This window comes from Acidipropionibacterium jensenii DSM 20535, from assembly GCF_000425285.1.
Lineage (GTDB): Bacteria > Actinomycetota > Actinomycetes > Propionibacteriales > Propionibacteriaceae > Acidipropionibacterium > Acidipropionibacterium jensenii.
In genome coordinates this window covers 1-15414 of the sequence record NZ_AUDD01000002.1, presented here as the reverse complement: position 1 = coordinate 15414, position 15414 = coordinate 1, and the positions used below count along the sequence as shown (strand labels likewise).

Sequence of the window (15414 nt, the reverse complement as noted above, 5' to 3'; positions counted from 1 at the left end):
ACTCTGATGTGCATTCTGCCCCAGATGGGCCCGGAATGGCGCATTTTTCGTGCTGGTGTGCATCGGGCACATAAGATCGCTGGGTGGTCTCGGACCTTCCTGACAACTGGTTCAGACCCGCGCGCTCCCAGGAGGACGGCGACGCGGGGGAGTCTGACCCACGCGATCCCGGTGAGCGCAGCGGCGATGAGGACGCTGTCGAGACCACCGGATCCGGTGCCGGCGAGCCCGGCGAGAAGGCTCGTTCCGAGAAGGGCCGGTCAGAGAAGACTCGTTCCGAGGAGAGTCGCGGAGACGACACCCTCGACCCGACCACCGGTGGGCTGCTCAGCCTGGGCGATCCCGACGGGGAGGGGCCCAGCGTCGTGGTGGGTCATACCGCCGGCTACCACCGGGCCTCCGGGCACGGCTTCGACGGCCCGCACGGCATCCGGTGGTCCTGGGTGCTGCTGGCCGCGGTCCTGTGCATGGTGATCGGCCTGGTGGTGGGGATTCTCATCCCCGGACATGACTCCCAGGACCAGCCGTTGCCGCGCATCTGCGCGGCAACGGGGTTCCAGTCGGTCGGCTAGCCGAGGTCGCGGCCGGTCGGGCGGAGCGCCCAACCGGCCCGACAGGGGAGTCCGGCCGGCTCGGCAGCGGCACTCAGTCGATCGGGTAGCCGGTGGTCGGCCCCTCGGTGTTGGGCTGCCAGCCCAGGGCCGGGGCGATGTGGGTGGCGAAGTTCTCCAGCAGTCTCAGGTTGACCTCGGGTCCCAGCTGCGAGGGGATGGTGAGCATCAGGGTGTCCGCCTCCTGGATGGCGACGTCGGCCTTCAGCTCGGCGATCAGGGTGTCCGGATCACCGGAGTAGGTCTTGCCGAAGGTTGAGACGAAGCCGTCGATCATGCCGATCTGATCGCGGGACTGGTCGCCCATCGGGGCGGCGAACCAGAGGTCCTCCTTGCTGAGCACCGGGAAGATCGAGCGGCTCACCGAGACCCGCGGGGTCCGGGTGTGGCCGGCCTCCTTCCAGGCCTGCCGGTAGGCGCGGATCTGAGCGGCCTGGATCTCGGCGAAGGATCCGCCGTTCGCCTCGGTGAGCAGTGTCGAGCTCATCAGGTTGACCCCGAGTCGCCCCACCCACTCGGCGGTCGCCGCGGTGCCCGATCCCCACCAGATGCGGTCGGTGAGGCCGGGGGAGTGCGGTTCGATCCTCAGTCGCTGGCCGGGGCCGAACTGCTCGGGGTCGGCCTCGGCGACCCGTTCTCCCCCGATCGCGCGCAGGAAGAGGTCGAACTTGTCGCGGGCGAGGTCGGCCCCGCGGGGGTCACTCGACCCGGTGTAGCCGAAGGCCTGGTATCCGCGCAGTGCGGGTTCTGGGGATCCCCGGCTGATGCCCAGGGCGATCCGGTTGTCGGCGATGAGATCGAGCGCCCCGGCCTCCTCGGCCAGGTACAGGGGGTTCTCGTAGCGCATGTCGATGACCCCGGTACCCACCTCGATGCGCTTCGTGGTGGCGGCGATCGCCGACAGCAGCGGCATCGGGGAGGCCGCCTGCCGGGCGAAGTGGTGGACCCGGAAGTAGGCCCCGTTGACGCCCAGTTCATCAGCTCCCTGGGCGATCTCGATCGCCTCGCGCAGGGCTCGGGCGGCGTCCGGGTCGTAGGGTCCGGTGCCCCGGCCGTAGTGGCCGAAGGAGAGGAATCCGAAACTCTTCATGTCCGCATCAATGTCCGTGACATGTCAATTATTCCCGCGGGCATCTATTCCCGCGGGCATCGTCACGCAGTGCCTCCTGCAGCCGGGAGCGACTGTCGGGTGCCCGCGTAGTGGGTCGACAGGCTCCGGTACTGCGGCGACATGAAGGCCAGCGCCACCGCGATCAGCATGACCAGACCCGCGAGCAGGAACATCAGGGCGATGCCACGGGTGTCCCCGCGCCCGAGCAGCCAGCCGAGGAGATGCTGCCCGGACCCCTCGCGCATCCAGGGGATGACCGCGAACTCCGCCACCGGCGCCACCAGGAAGGCCGAAACCGGGGCGGCGGCCGTCTCCAGACTCTGGGCGAACCCGAAGACCCGACCCTGTCTCTCGAACGGCACCACTCTCTGCAGGATCGTCTGCTCGGCGGCCTCCGCGGCCGGGATCATGCACATGTAGACGAAGATCCCCACCGCGAACAGCACCCAGGACTCCCGGATCGCGAAGACGGCGCCGACCACCGCCACCCCGATGTTGACCATCAGCAGGGTGCGCACCGGGTTGTGGCCCAGGCCGGTCCTGGCGATGATCCCGCCGCCCACGATGAACCCGATGCTGGTGACGCCCAGCACCAGACCCCAGGCCTGGGCGGACATCAGCTCCAGTCCGTAGGGGTCCATCAGCGCCATGTAGACCCCGCCCACCAGATTGTTGAAACAGGTGAACAGGATCAGGGCGATCAGCCCGGGCACCGAGCGGATGGCCGCGATCGAGCCGGACAGATCGATGCGCTGCCTCAGGGTCAGAGCGGGCTCCGGGGCCGGGGCGCCGTCGGGACTCGGGACCCCGGCGGGAGTCTCGGCGCTGTCGGTGGTGCCGGCGGGGATCCCGGTGCTGTCGGCGGTTCTGCCGGGCACCTCCTGGCCGCCCTCGGGAGAGGACTCCGCGGGGGTGCTCCGGGCCGCCGTCATGATCCTGTCCTCGGGGATCGAGATGGTCACCAGATGGGCCATGGCGGCTCCGGTGGCCACCAGGGCGATGAGCAGGGTGGGTCCCATCCCCAGATATCCGATGGACAGCCCGGAGAAGACCGAGGTCACCATGAAGGCGATCCCCTGCACCACCCCCACCAGGCCGTTGGCCCTGTCCCGCCGGTCGTCGGGGACCAGCAGTGTCACGGTGGTGGACAGCGCGATGTTGCGCATGTTCTCCACCACGCTGCCGGCGAGGATGACGCCGATGAAGGCCCAGAACGCGGGGGAGGAGATGCTGAGGAAGGACTCGTCGGGCAGCACGACCCACATGCCGCCGGCCAGCAGGTAGGTGCCCAGGGTGACCACCTGGGCGATCACCATGACCTTCTTCTTGCGGTTGTGGTCCACGATCACCCCGAAGGCCAGCGAGCACAGGGCCACCATGGCCATGTACCCGCCGCCGACGATACCGGTGGCGAGCACCGATCGGGTCTCGAGGTAGATCCAGAAGGTGAGCGCGAACCACAGGAAACTCGTCGTCACGTTCGCGAGCAGGGTGTTGACCAGGACGTGATGGAAGCTCTTCACGGCCCCTCCTCGGTTGGGTCCGGCCGGTGACCGGATCGGACTGACCGACACACAGTATGCAGGGCAGGTCCGACAACTTCGGGACAGCCGGTCGTCGCGCTCGATCCCGACGTCCAGTTCCGCGGTCCAGCGGCGGTCCCGCCGTCTCGAGCCGGTTACTGCCAGGTGTCGGAGTCGATGATGATCGTCACCGGGCCGTCGTTGACCAGGCTGACCTTCATGTCGGCGCCGAAGACGCCGGTCTCGACATGGGCGCCCAGGGTGCGCAGGTGCTCGACGAAGTGGTCGATGAGGGGTTCGGAGACCGGGCCGGGGGCCGCGGCGTTCCAGGTGGGACGACGTCCCTTGCGGGTCCCCGCGTAGAGGGTGAACTGGCTGACCACCAGCAGCGGCGCCCCGATGTCGGAGGCCGACCGCTCATCCTCGAGGATCCGCAGTCCCCACACCTTGGACGCCACCTTCTCCACCACGGCAGGGGTGTCGTCGTGGGTGATGCCGGCCAGGATCACCAGACCGGGCGAGGTCAACTGCCCGACGGTCCGGCCGTCGACGCTGACCCGGCCCTCCAGCGCGCGCTGGATGACCACTCTCACCGGGCGACCCGGATGTCGTGCTCCTGCTGGGTGGCGGGCTGGCAGTGGCAACGATCGGCCACCGCCACGCCCCACAGCGCCTGGTCGATGTGCTCACCGCATCCCTGCCAGGTGGGCTTCCCGCAGCGGGGGCAGGTGATCTGATGGCACATGTGGTTCTCCCTGATCCATTCGAGGTACGAGTCGTCGCGGGTCCGGGATCCGGCCGCGGCATCGCCGCCGCACATGCTACGACGCCTCGGCGGGGTCCCCGGGGATCCTTGCCCCGGACATAGAATCCCCCCATGGCCACACTTGATCTCGTCGTCCTGGTGGCCGCCTGCCTGTCGGTGACCGTGGGGTTGCTGGTGCTGGTGGTTCGGGAGCTGCTGCGCAGGGCCGGCCCCGGCGTCTGACCCGCACCCGACCACTCACCGCCCTCGCCGAGTCCCAGGAGAAACCGATGCCCTTCCAGATACCCGATGATCTCAACAACGCCCTGATGCCGCTGGCCTGGATGATCGGCCACTGGGAGGGGGAGGGCCACGGCACCACCCCCGAGGACGGCGACTTCGACTTCGGCGCCCAGGTGGACTTCGCCGACAACGGCGGCGACTACCTGCACTACGTCTGCCAGACCTTCACCAAGAATCCCGACGGCACCCCGAAGGCGCCGCTGCGGATGGAGGCCGGGTTCTGGCGTCCGGGCCCCGATCAGACGATCGACGTCGTGATGGCCGCACCGGAGGGCTGGGCCGAGGTCTGGACGGGCACGATCGACGGCGCCCGGATCGAGCTGGTCACCGATGCCGTGATGACCACCGAGAACGCCGATCTGCCCTACACCGGCGGTCAGCGGCTCTACGGGCAGGTTCAGGGGGATCTGCTGTGGACCTTCGACCGGGCCACCGCCGAGACCCCCCTCCAGCCCTACATGTGGGCCCGGATGGCGAGGTCCTGATGTCGGCGGTGATGCTGGCCGAGGGACCCGACGCCGGTCTGGTGTCCCATCTCGACAATCCCAATCTGGAGCAGCGGCGGATGGCCGACGGCTCGGGCTGGCTGCTGCTGGCCAACCGCGAGGTCTTCTCGGTGACCGGCCCCGACCGGCTGGGCTGGCTGCACTCGATCACCAGCCAGTTCCTCGAGGGCCTGGAACCGGGCCGGACGGTCACCGGTCTGGTGCTCTCGCCGACCGGCCACGTCGAGCACGTCTTCCACGGGGTCGACGACGGCACCACCTTCTGGGCCTGGACCGAGCCAGGACGCGGGCAGGGGCTGGTCGACTGGCTGGACTCGATGCGCTTCATGATGCGCGTGGAGGTGGCCCTGCGTCCCGACCTGCAGGTGCTGTGGCTCGCCTCCAGCACCGCCGCTCCCGGAGCTCTGACGGACTCGCTGGTGAGCCTGGACTCCGAGGTGGCCGAGGGCCGGGAGCTGCTGGTCCCGGCGGACCGCCTCGACGAGATCACCGGAAGTCTGGACGCCGTCCAGGTAGGGGTGCGGGCCTGGGAGGCGCTGCGGATCGCCGCCGGGCTGCCGAGGATCGGCCTGGACACCGATGAGCGCACCATCCCCAATGAGATCGGCCTGTACGGCACCCATCTGGAGAAGGGCTGCTACCGCGGTCAGGAGACGGTGGCCCGGGTGCACACCCTGGGTCGGCCGCCACGCCGGCTCACCCTGCTCTGTCTGGACGGCTCGGACGCCGACCTGCCCGCACCCGGCAGCGAGGTGACCCTGGCCGGACGCCGGGTCGGGACCCTGGGCACCGTGGCGATGCATCACGAGGCGGGCCCGATCGGGCTGGCCCTGCTGCGCCGGGCGACGCCCGGCGACGCCGTCGTGGAGGTGGACGGCCATCCCGCCAGCCAGGAGTTGCTGGTGGACCCGGAGGTCGGGCTGCACGTCCGGCCGATACTCTGAGGGGACATCTCCCCGGGACCGGGAGAACACGATGAGGAGAACACGAGTGCCGCAGAAGGTCGATTTCAACAAGACCCAGAAGCTGCTCACCGCAGTCATTGACGTCGCGGTGTTCGTCGGCTGCCTCTACCTGTCCTTCTACCTGCGTTTCTTCACCTCGTTGGGATTCATTCCGTCGCGCAATCTCAATGACGCCAAGGCTGCGATGCTGGTATCGGCGATCGGTTTCCTGGCCATCAACGTGTTGTCGGGTGTCTACGTCCTCTACAACAAGACGGTTCTCGATGTGTGGATCATCACCGTCGTCGACCAGATCCTCATCACAGTCTTCATCATGGCCCTCACCTTCGCCGGCCGGTGGTTCGCCTTCCCCCGGTCGGTGCTGCTCATCAACCTGGCCGTCAGCATCATCGTGCTGGTGCTGTGGAGAACCTCGGTCTTCCTCGCCTATCAGCGGATCCGCGGGGTGAAACGGGTGATGGTGCTCGGCCCCCCAGATCAGATCTCCGGGGCTGTGCTGAACTACATGTCCAACCGCAGTCGTCGGCACCGCCTCACCCAGGTGGTCGACGGGCACTACCTGGAGCAGATCCGGGCACACATCGACGAGTTCGACACCGCCCACGTCTCGGATCTCATCCCCAACGCGGAGCGCACCGCGATCTATGATCTTCTTCTCGGCGAGGAGAAGGAGATATTCCTCACCACGAGTTTCGAGCACCTGCTGCTGGTCAATCCGACGATCATGAGTATCGAGGACGAGTCGATCATCGCCGCCAGCCCGTTCAAGATTCCGTCGGAATTCGACCTCATCAAGCGGTGCTTCGACTTCCTGGTGGCCCTGATCGGTCTCATCATCGCCTCCCCGGTGATGCTGGTCACCGCGATTCTGGTGAGGACGACCTCCCCGGGCCCGGTGTTCTACCGGCAGACCCGGATCACCAAGGGGGGCAAGGAGTTCCGGATCCTCAAGTTCCGGTCGATGGGGGTCACCGCCGAGAAGAACTCCGGCCCAATGCTCGCCACCACCAACGATCCTCGGGTGACCCCGGTCGGCAAGTATCTGCGCAGTCTCCGGATCGACGAGCTGCCGCAGCTGTTCAACGTGCTGGTCGGGGACATGTCGATGGTCGGACCCCGCCCGGAGCGGCCCTTCTTCGTCGACCAGTTCCAGCAGGGGAACGCCCACTACCGGCTGCGCCACAACGTCCGGGCCGGACTCACCGGCTACGCCCAGGTGTACGGGAAGTACGCCTCGGACTTCGCCAGCAAGCTCAACTTCGACCTCATCTACATCAAGGAGTACTCGCTGCTTCTCGATGTCAAGATCATGATCCAGACCATCAAGATCCTCTTCGACAAGGTCTCCTCGCGCGGGGTCGACGAGACCGAGGAGCGCGACACCACGGTCCGGCTGCCGGAAGGGGTCCAGGAGCTCCACTGAGTCCCTGCGGCCCTGGAGAAGGGTCACAGAGGCCTGAGACGCCTCAGACGAACTGCACCTGGTCGGCCGCAGTGGCCGTGCCCCGGGCATCGGGGTAGACGCTGCCCCAGGTCGCGTACATGTTGGTCTGGGCGATCGTGGCCCTGGCCGGCAGCTCGATCCCGTCGAACTCGCCGTCCTCGGTGGTGTGCGCATCGGAGACCAGCACCGAGTCGTAGCCGAGTATCAGGGCGCTGTGCCAGGTGCATCGAATGCACTGGTCGGTCTGCGCCCCGGCGATCACGAGTCGCCTCATCCCGAGGCGTTCCAGCAGCGCCGGGAGCTGCGGGTTCGAGAAGGAGTCGCCGTAGGTCTTGTCGATGCGGGCGTCGCCGTCGGCGCGGACCAGTCGGTCGTCGAGCTGCCACTGGTCGCTGCCGAGCGGCATGGCCTCGTCGTTGTGCTGGACCCAGATCACCGGAACCTGCTCGGCGTGAGCGCGGTCGACGAGACCGACCACACGGGAGACGACGCCGTCGGAGTCATAGGCGTTCGCCAGTACGTCCTTCTGCAGATCGATGACGATCAGCGCTGTCCTGTTCTGTGTCATCGCCACACCCTAGGTGGTTGCGGTTCATGGGGCCGGTGGCTCGCCTGCCCTGGTGCGGCTCATACGGCCAGGAGCGTCCTGAGGCCCGACTGGGGGGACAGACAGGAGTCCCGGGGCCGAACGCTCGGCCCCGGGACTCCTGTCGATCCTGGCCCGCCTTGAGGGCGGTCCGGTGGTGCGGGCTCAGCGGTAGACGACCACCTTGGTGTTCACCGGGGCGTGGTTCCACACGTACTGGATGCCGGACCAGGACCGGATGTTGACGCAGCCGTGGGAGTTGCCGACGTAGCCGCGGGCGGCGAAGTCGGAGGAGTAGTGGATGGCTTCGCCGCCGCTGAAGAACATGGCGAAGGGCATCCTGGACCCGTAGAGGGTGGAGACGTGGTTCTTGTTCTTCCAGAAGATCTTGAAGGAACCCTCACGGGTGGGCTCGCTGGGCCTGCCGAAGCGGGCATCCAGGGTGATGAGGATCTTGCCGTTGTTCACCAGACGGAGCTTCCGGTCGGTCTTGGAGATGCAGACCACCAGTCCCGAGAGGCATCGGTTGTCGAGTCGCTGGGGGTTGGGTGCGGGCTTGCTGCGCGACAGGTAGCTGGTCTGGACCCAGGCCGTCCTGCCCTTGTAGTTGACCGGGGTGAATCCTCGCTGGGCGATGCCGACGGCCGAGACGTGGTCGCCGCGACGCAGGCTGGCGATGGATCGGGCTGCCAGGCTGGGGCTGACCCGGACCGGCACCGTGGCGGTGGCGTAGACGATGTACTTGGTGAACGCCGGACGCGGCTTGGGCCGTGGCTTGGGGGCCGGGGCGGGCCGGGTGGTGGTGAGGTATCGGGATGCGATCCAGGCCTGGCGGCCCTTGTAGTTGACGGCGGTCCAGCTGCCCTGACGGGCGGTGCCGTTCCCGGCGTCGCGGGTGCCGACGTACTGACCGCGCTGCAGGGTGCCGCGGGACTTGGACGAGGTGCTGGGGCTGACTCGGACGCTCACCGTCGTTGTCGCGTAGACGAGCTGAGCGGAGAACTTGGGCCTGGCCGGCGTCGGGGTCGGTCTGGGAGCCGGAGCTGGTTTCGTGGCGGAGAGGTACTGGGTGGAGATCCAGGCCTGGCGGCCCTGGTAGTTGACGGCGGTCCAGTCGCCCCGGCGGGCGGTGCCGTTCCCGGCGTCACGGGTGCCGACGTACTGACCGCGCTGAAGGGTACCGAGGTTCGACCCTGCGGTGGAGGGGGTGCTGCGCACGGTGACGGTCCCGGTGGCATAGACCAGACTGGCCCTGAACGGTGCGGCACTGTGGCTGGGGATCGACGGTGACGGGGTGCTCGATCCCGCCTGTGCTGGAGTCGGTGTGGCCGACTCCGACGGTGGGGCCGACGGCGGATCAGACGGGGCCGCGCTGGCGAACCCTGCTCCGCTGAAGGCCACGGCTGCGGTGGTGACGGCGACCGCCAACCATCGAGGAACTCTGGTGCCCATGGCACACCTCTCAGATCTCGGACCCTCCATGGCCCGGTTGTCGCCGGCCTGCAACCGGCAGCTGAAAGGTACCTCACGAAGGCCCAGAAATGGCAATTCCCGGGACGCTGCGGGCGATCTGGTGCTATCGGTACACCACCACCGTGGTGCCCACCGGGGCGTGGTTCCACACGTACTGGATGCCGCCCATCGAGCGGATGTTCACGCAGCCGTGGGAGTTGCCTGCGTAGCCGCGGGCGGCGAAGTCGGAGGAGTAGTGGATGGCCTGTCCGCCGCTGAAGAACATCGCATAGGGCATCTTCGAGCCGTAGATGGTCGAGACCCAGTCCTTGCTGCGCCACCCGATGGTGAAGGTGCCCTCCCGGGTGGGGCCCTCCTCGGAGCCGAACCGGGCATCTAGGCTGATGAGGATCTTGCCGTCCTGGACCAGCCGCAGCTGGCGGTCCGACTTGGAGATGCAGACCACCAGGCCGGTGGTGCAGCGCTTGTCGAGGGCGACCCCGGTGGTCGGGCTGGTGGGCGCCGGACGGTTGGTGGTGAGGTACTGGGAGCGCACCCACCCCGTCCCGCCCTGATAGGTGATCGAGGTCCAGGATCCGGCCACCGCACCGGCGGTGGTGATTCTGGCGCCCGACTCCAGGGTGCCGAGCAGCTGGCTGCCTGCCAGGGGGTGCACCCGGACGTTGAGGACGGTGGTGGTGTACATGGTGCGTACCGGAGCCTTGACGCTGGCCGGAAGGGGTTCGGGCCGGTTCCGGGAGAGGTAGCCGCTGGTGACCCAGTAGGCGTCCCCGTCATGGCGGATTGGGGTGAAACCGTTGACATCCCTGCCGGTCACCTGGACCCGGTCCCCGCGCGACAGGGCGCTGCTCACCGCGGCGTCGCTGCTGGCGGCGGCGCGCAGGTTCAGCGAGGAGACCGTGACATAGGCGGTGTAGGGGTCGAAGGGAGCCGGGCTGGGAGTGGTCGGGCTCGTGGTGGGGGTCGGGGTCCCGGTGGTGGGTGTCCGGCTCGGCGACGAGGGGGTCGAGGGGCTCGGCAGGGAGGGCTGCACCGAGGTGGAGCTCGAGGTGCTGGCAGGAGTCGAGGCCGGCGCGGAGGTCGCGGTGGAGGAGGTGTCCGGTCCCGGCGTCCCGGTGGTCGAGGAGGCGCATCCCCCGACGGTCCCGGTCAGTGCGACCATCAGGGCCACGACGGCCCCCCGACTCCCCACGCGGACTGCACTGGCTCGCATCGACTCTGCTCCCATCCGACGGCCTCCCCCGGGCTGGCAGGGCTGTCGCAGCGATCTGCGGCCCCCTGGGTGAACGCGCTGACCCGTCGGGCCAGCGCGTTCACACTATCCGTTCGGGCTTGCCGCACCGCCATTGGCGAGCGGGTGTCGCCGAATCTACCGGGCCGACCGGGCCGGCCCGGTCGGGATCAGGCGTGCTTGGCGCGGAGCCTGGCCTTGGCGCGGTCGTGGGCGTTCAGCGAGGTCTTGCGGATCCGCACGACCTCCGGGGTCACCTCGAGGCACTCGTCGGAACGGCAGAACTCCAGCTGCTGCTCCATCGACATCTTGGTGGCGGGGATGAGCCTCTCCAGCTCGTCACCGGTGGAGGATCGCACGTTGGTGAGGTGCTTCTCCTTGGTGGGGTTGACATCCATGTCGTCGGGCCGGGAGTTCTCGCCGACCACCATGCCCTCGTAGACCTCGTCGCCGGGGGAGACGAACATCGTGCCGCGCTCCTGCAGGTTGAACAACGCGAAGGAGGTCACGACTCCCTGACGGTCGGCGACCATCGATCCGGACTGGCGGGTGCGCAGCTCGCCGACCCAGGGCTGGTAGTTCTCGAAGACCTGGTTCATGATTCCCTGACCGCGGGTCTGGGTGAGGAACTCGGTGCGGAAGCCGATGAGACCGCGGGCCGGCACCACGAACTCCATCCGGACCCAGCCGGAACCGTGGTTGACCATGTGCATCATCTGCCCCTTGCGCAGCCCCATCATCTGGGTGACGGTGCCCATGAACTCCTCGGGGGCGTCCACCGTGACCCGCTCGAAGGGCTCGTTGAGCTTTCCGTCGATCTCCCGGGTGACGACCTGCGGCTTGCCGATGGTGAGCTCGAATCCCTCGCGGCGCATCATCTCGACCAGGACCGCCAGCTGCAGCTCGCCGCGTCCCTGGACCTCCCACATGTCGGGGCGGCCGGCCTCCAGGACGTTGATCGACACATTGCCGATCAGCTCCTGGTCCAGTCGGGCCTTCACCAGGCGGGCGGTGAGCTTGGTGCCGGAGTGACCCGACAGTGGGGAGGTGTTGATGCCGATGGTCATCGACATCGACGGCTCGTCGACGTGGATCAGCGGCAGCGGCTTCGGGTGCTCGGGGTCGGTGATCGTCTCGCCGATGGTGATGTCGGGGATTCCGGCCACGGCGACGATGTCGCCGGGTCCGGCGGTCTGGGTGGGGACCCGCTCGAGGGCCTTGGTGATGAGCACCTCGGTGAGCTTGACGTTCTCGATCGAGCCGTCCCTGCGGCACAGCGCGACCGGCTCGCCCTTGTGGAGCTCGCCCTCGACGATGCGGCACAGGGCCAGACGGCCGAGGTAGGGGGAGGCGTCCAGGTTGGTGACGTGGGCCTGGAGGGTGGCGCCCTCGGTGTACTCGGGCGCCGGAATGCTCTTGAGGATGGTGTCGAAGAGGGGCTGGAGGTCGGGGGAGTCCGGCAGCTGGCCGTCGGCGGGCTTGTCCAGGGAGGCGCGGCCGGCCTTGGCGGAGGCGTAGACCACGGGGACGTCCAGCAGGGAGGCGTCGTCGTCCTCGGAGAGGTCCATGAAGAGGTCGTAGGTCTCCTCGACCACCTCGTCGATGCGGGCGTCGGGCCGGTCGACCTTGTTGATCACCAGCACCAGCGGGAGCTTCTTGGCCAGTGCCTTGCGCAGCACGAAACGGGTCTGGGGGAGCGGGCCCTCGGAGGCGTCGACGAGCAGCAGGACGCCGTCGACCATCTCGAGACCGCGCTCGACCTCGCCGCCGAAGTCGGCGTGGCCGGGGGTGTCGATGATGTTGAGGGTGATCTCCTCGCCGTCGCTCATGGTGTGCTTGACGGCGGTGTTCTTGGCGAGAATGGTGATCCCCTTCTCGCGCTCCAGGTCCATCGAGTCCATCACGCGCTTCGCGACGTCGGCGCCCTCCCGGAAGGCTCCCGACTGCCACAGCATCGCGTCCACGAGGGTGGTTTTCCCGTGGTCGACGTGGGCCACGATGGCGATATTGCGCAGGTCTTTGCGAACGGGCATGCAGGAACTCCGGTCAGTCGAGGGAGATTTGGGGCGGACGCCGGTGGGCATCCCGAGCGATTGTAGTCGTTGCGCGTGTGTGCCGGAACAATGCCGTGCCGGACGGCGTAACGTGGCGGGTCGGTATGTGTACAGATCTGAGCATCGCCCCCAGTGGCCGGCAGTCCGAACCGCGATGGGCGAGGGCCGGCCTGTTCGGCGACAGAGGGAGTTCCCGATGAGCAAGGTGAACCCCGCGGTCTGGGCCGTCACCGTCGCGTGCGCCTTCTCCTACATGGGCATCGGTCTGGTCGATCCGATCCTCCCGTCGATCTCGCGCTCCCTCAACGCCTCTCCGGGGCAGACCGAGCTGCTGTTCACCACCTACCTCTTCGTCTCCGCGATCGTGATGTTCTTCGCCTCCTGGGTGTCCTCGAGGATCGGCCGCAAGACCACCCTGCTGCTCGGCCTGGGGATCGTGGTGGCCTTCTCCACGGCCTGCGCGCTGGCATCCGGTGTGAACCAGGTGATCGGCTTCCGCGGCGGCTGGGGAGTGGGCAATGCGCTCTTCGTCTCCACCGCCCTGGCCACCGTGCTGGGGGCGGCGGCCGACCCGCACAGCGCGATCAGGCTCTACGAGGGGGCGCTCGGGGCCGGCATGGCTCTGGGGCCCCTGGTGGGAGGGCTGCTCGGCGGCATCTCCTGGCGTGGGCCGTTCGCCGGCACCGCCGTGCTGATGGGCGTCGGACTGCTGCTGATCGCCCTCCTGGTTCCTCGCCCCGCGGCCTCCACCCGGCCCCCCAGCCCGGTATCGGCTCCCTTCAGGGCCTTGGGCGATCCTCGCCTGCGGGTGCTGATGATCGCAGCGGTGGTCTACAACTACGGCTACTTCACGCTGCTCGCCTACGCCCCCTTCCCGCTGGAGGCCGCTTCCGCGAAGGCCGGACGGACCTTCACCCCGCTGGATCTGGGCCTGGTGTTCTTCGGCTGGGGGCTGCTGCTGGCCCTCGGGTCGGTGTGGGGGGCGGGTCGGCTGTCCCAGCGGTACGGGACCAGGCACACCCTGGTGGTGATGCTCATCGGGCTGACCGTGGTGGAGGTCGCGCTGGCCGTCAGTCTCAACCTGGCGGTGCAGGTGGTCGGCGTCATCATCGGCGGCGGAATGATCGGCATCCTCAACACCCTGATGACCGAGCTCGCGATGTCTGCCAGTGACCTGCCGAGTGACGTCGTCTCCTCCAGCTACTCCGGTGCCCGCTTCATCGGTGGCGCGATCGCCCCGGCGATGACGGGCACCCTCTCGGCGATGTGGGGAGTGGGCGGTCCCTACTGGATCGGGGCGGTCTGCCTGCTGGCCACGGTGTGGCTGCTGTGGCTGGACCATCGGGCCGTCGTGAGCCGCGCACGGTGATCCCCGTGGACGAGGCGTCGGCGCATCTGCACCTTCATCGTCCGACAGAGGGTCTGGATGAAAGCGTTGCCCGCGGCTGCGTCGCAGGGTTCATTCCGTTGCCCTCACCGGACAGTGTGGCGCCGCTCATGCTGGCTGCCTATAAGGGAACCCCCGACGACGAGGGCGAGTCCTTGGCCGATACCGTCGCCATCCTGCGATCGACGATGGGGGGAGGATTTGGGCGATGGTTGCCGCAGGCGTCATTCCTCGCCCGAGATGACAGCGGTCGATCGGTGGGCGCGATTGTCACTGCTCTGGAGGACGACGGCACCCCGTTCATCGTGTTCGTGTTTGTCGCCCCTGATCGCGGTGGTCAGGGCATAGCCTCTGGGCTGATCGGCCGGTCATGCCGCACGCTGTGTGAGTCCGGGTACTCAACGGTGCGTTTGTGGGTCAACACTGCCAATGAGCGGGCGGTGAGCTTGTACCGGCGTCTCTCCTTCGTCGATGTCGTGGGCTGACTGATCCGCGTTCGGTCCCCGGCCCTTGAGAAGGTTGATTCCCCAGCGATGGTGTCGGTCATTGCGTGGCCGCGGACTCGACTCATGCGCCGTGCGTTCCCGGATCGATCAGCGCCCGAAGAGTCGCGCGGAGGGGTTGGATGGAGGCCGCGAGACTCATGCCGTGGCTGTGGGCGCTGCCACAGCCACGGCGTCGTCGGCATTGAGACGTGGAGTGTTCCCGCTTTTGTGGACAGTGCTTTAGGGGCTCCTCAGGATTGAGGGTGTAGCTGTGTGTGGCCTGTAGGGCGGGGTCTGAGGGTGCATGCCACCACCTGAATAGTAAGCCATTCGTCAGGCGGGACTCCAGTAAGATGTGACTTCTGAAACTCCCCAGTATGATTCTAGAGTGGAATAAATCTCCAGGTAGACGGGGTCCTTCTCGTCCCACTTGACGGGTTCCCGGTTGTGCAATCTCATTGAGTTTTCCGCTTCAGGAGGAATCCATACACCATAATGACGGAAATATTCGGCAGAATCTCCCCGCCAATAAAACTCTCCATCAGAGTAGATCGCACTACCTCCTGGGACTTCGAACTTTCCCCCTAATATGGCTCATCATAATCCACGGTGTAGCTGAGGTCTGAATCCGCCGGTTTCGAGGAGGGATCGGGCGACATAGTGGGTGAGGTTGCGGAAGCCGAGGGCTGATCCGCGGAGGTGCTCGAGGCGGCCATTGATCGCCTCTGTGGGACCGTTGCTGGTGCCGGGCTGGTCGAAGTAGGCCAGCACGTCGACCGCCCGCTGCTTCAGCGTGCGGCCCAGTGTGCGGAGTTCGACCAGCGCTGCTGGGACGCCGCTGGCGAGGCTGGCGATGAGCTTGTTCATGAGGTCTCGGCCGCGAGCAGGGTCGGGGTCGCGGTAGGCGGTGACCATGCGTTGGTAGGCCGCCCAGGTGACCTCAAGTTCGGTGTGCGCCTCGTCAGCGAACAGGGCGTCAAGCCGGGTCTT

Annotated in this window: 15 protein-coding genes and 1 pseudogene; 6 read left to right on the top strand and 10 right to left on the bottom strand. The window is 67.5% G+C overall.

Features of this window, described 5'->3' with window-relative positions:
- Nucleotides 1-83 precede the first annotated feature (83 nt).
- A complete protein-coding gene (locus tag H590_RS0101255) occupies nt 84-572 on the top strand; it encodes a hypothetical protein (protein WP_028702119.1) in 489 nt (162 codons plus the stop codon).
- A 73-nt stretch (nt 573-645) separates the two neighbouring features.
- On the opposite strand, the gene H590_RS0101250 is transcribed toward H590_RS0101255, so the two are convergent.
- The 4 genes from H590_RS0101250 to H590_RS18740 form a co-directional block, all read right to left on the bottom strand.
- Nucleotides 646-1701, bottom strand: coding sequence for an LLM class flavin-dependent oxidoreductase (locus tag H590_RS0101250; protein WP_028702118.1), 1056 nt, complete (start codon nt 1699-1701; stop codon nt 646-648).
- A 62-nt stretch (nt 1702-1763) separates the two neighbouring features.
- Nucleotides 1764-3245, bottom strand: a complete 1482-nt coding sequence (locus H590_RS0101245; protein ID WP_028702117.1) for an MFS transporter — start codon at nt 3243-3245, stop codon at nt 1764-1766.
- 155 nt (nt 3246-3400) lie between these two features.
- Nucleotides 3401-3838 carry a D-aminoacyl-tRNA deacylase gene (dtd, locus tag H590_RS0101240; protein ID WP_028702116.1) on the bottom strand — a complete coding sequence of 146 codons (438 nt, stop codon included), beginning with the start codon at nt 3836-3838 and terminating at the stop codon, nt 3401-3403.
- Complete coding sequence (locus H590_RS18740) at nt 3835-3990, bottom strand: hypothetical protein (RefSeq protein WP_169338788.1); 156 nt, start codon at nt 3988-3990, stop codon at nt 3835-3837. The genes dtd and H590_RS18740 overlap by 4 nt, the downstream gene beginning before the upstream one ends.
- Before the next feature lie 290 nt (nt 3991-4280).
- On the opposite strand from H590_RS18740, the gene H590_RS0101225 reads away from it, so the two are divergent.
- Genes H590_RS0101225 through H590_RS0101215 form a run of 3 tightly spaced genes read left to right on the top strand, consistent with a single transcriptional unit; the run spans nt 4281 to nt 7187 of the window.
- Complete coding sequence (locus H590_RS0101225; RefSeq protein ID WP_028702115.1) at nt 4281-4778, top strand: nitrobindin family protein; 498 nt, start codon at nt 4281-4283, stop codon at nt 4776-4778.
- Nucleotides 4775-5743, top strand: coding sequence for a CAF17-like 4Fe-4S cluster assembly/insertion protein YgfZ (gene ygfZ, locus H590_RS0101220; protein WP_028702114.1), 969 nt, complete (start codon nt 4775-4777; stop codon nt 5741-5743). Before H590_RS0101225 ends, ygfZ begins: the two co-directional genes overlap by 4 nt.
- A 31-nt stretch (nt 5744-5774) precedes the next feature.
- A complete protein-coding gene (locus H590_RS0101215) occupies nt 5775-7187 on the top strand; it encodes a sugar transferase (RefSeq protein ID WP_036980504.1) in 1413 nt (470 codons plus the stop codon).
- Nucleotides 7188-7230: 43 nt separating this feature from the next.
- Here H590_RS0101215 and H590_RS14215 read toward each other — a convergent pair whose 3' ends face one another.
- The 5 genes and pseudogenes from H590_RS14215 to typA form a co-directional block, all read right to left on the bottom strand.
- Nucleotides 7231-7776, bottom strand: coding sequence for an isochorismatase family protein (locus H590_RS14215; protein WP_036980502.1), 546 nt, complete (start codon nt 7774-7776; stop codon nt 7231-7233).
- A 183-nt stretch (nt 7777-7959) separates the two neighbouring features.
- The gene (locus H590_RS19385; RefSeq protein WP_051238074.1) at nt 7960-8364 is read right to left on the bottom strand and encodes a L,D-transpeptidase; all 405 of its coding nucleotides are present in this window, start codon (nt 8362-8364) and stop codon (nt 7960-7962) included.
- A 243-nt stretch (nt 8365-8607) separates the two neighbouring features.
- Nucleotides 8608-9246: pseudogene (locus H590_RS19380) on the bottom strand (SH3 domain-containing protein); the annotation flags it as partial.
- Between the two features lie 124 nt (nt 9247-9370).
- Nucleotides 9371-10480, bottom strand: a complete 1110-nt coding sequence (locus tag H590_RS17600) for an SH3 domain-containing protein (protein WP_126412762.1) — start codon at nt 10478-10480, stop codon at nt 9371-9373.
- 188 nt (nt 10481-10668) lie between these two features.
- A complete protein-coding gene (gene typA, locus H590_RS0101195) occupies nt 10669-12531 on the bottom strand; it encodes a translational GTPase TypA (RefSeq protein WP_028702111.1) in 1863 nt (620 codons plus the stop codon).
- A gap of 217 nt (nt 12532-12748) precedes the next feature.
- Between typA and H590_RS0101190 the strand changes: the two genes are divergently transcribed.
- Both H590_RS0101190 and H590_RS17075 read left to right on the top strand, forming a co-directional pair.
- Nucleotides 12749-13921: an MFS transporter gene (locus H590_RS0101190; RefSeq protein ID WP_028702110.1), complete on the top strand. Its 1173-nt coding sequence runs from the start codon at nt 12749-12751 to the stop codon at nt 13919-13921.
- Nucleotides 13922-13926: 5 nt separating this feature from the next.
- The gene (locus tag H590_RS17075) at nt 13927-14424 is read left to right on the top strand and encodes a GNAT family N-acetyltransferase (RefSeq protein ID WP_126412763.1); all 498 of its coding nucleotides are present in this window, start codon (nt 13927-13929) and stop codon (nt 14422-14424) included.
- 597 nt (nt 14425-15021) lie between these two features.
- On the opposite strand, the gene H590_RS14200 is transcribed toward H590_RS17075, so the two are convergent.
- Nucleotides 15022-15414: ISL3 family transposase (locus H590_RS14200; protein ID WP_036980499.1), on the bottom strand; the 393-nt coding region annotated here is incomplete at its 5' end.

Coding starts and splice junctions, on each gene's coding strand:
- H590_RS0101250 (WP_028702118.1), bottom strand. CDS start 1,701: ATGAAGAGTTTCGGATTCCTCTCCTTCGGCCACTACGGCCGGGGCACC.
- H590_RS18740 (WP_169338788.1), bottom strand. CDS start 3,990: ATGTGCCATCAGATCACCTGCCCCCGCTGCGGGAAGCCCACCTGGCAG.
- H590_RS0101225 (WP_028702115.1), top strand. CDS start 4,281: ATGCCCTTCCAGATACCCGATGATCTCAACAACGCCCTGATGCCGCTG.
- H590_RS0101215 (WP_036980504.1), top strand. CDS start 5,775: ATGAGGAGAACACGAGTGCCGCAGAAGGTCGATTTCAACAAGACCCAG.
- H590_RS14215 (WP_036980502.1), bottom strand. CDS start 7,776: ATGACACAGAACAGGACAGCGCTGATCGTCATCGATCTGCAGAAGGAC.
- H590_RS17600 (WP_126412762.1), bottom strand. CDS start 10,480: ATGCGAGCCAGTGCAGTCCGCGTGGGGAGTCGGGGGGCCGTCGTGGCC.
- typA (WP_028702111.1), bottom strand. CDS start 12,531: ATGCCCGTTCGCAAAGACCTGCGCAATATCGCCATCGTGGCCCACGTC.
- H590_RS0101190 (WP_028702110.1), top strand. CDS start 12,749: ATGAGCAAGGTGAACCCCGCGGTCTGGGCCGTCACCGTCGCGTGCGCC.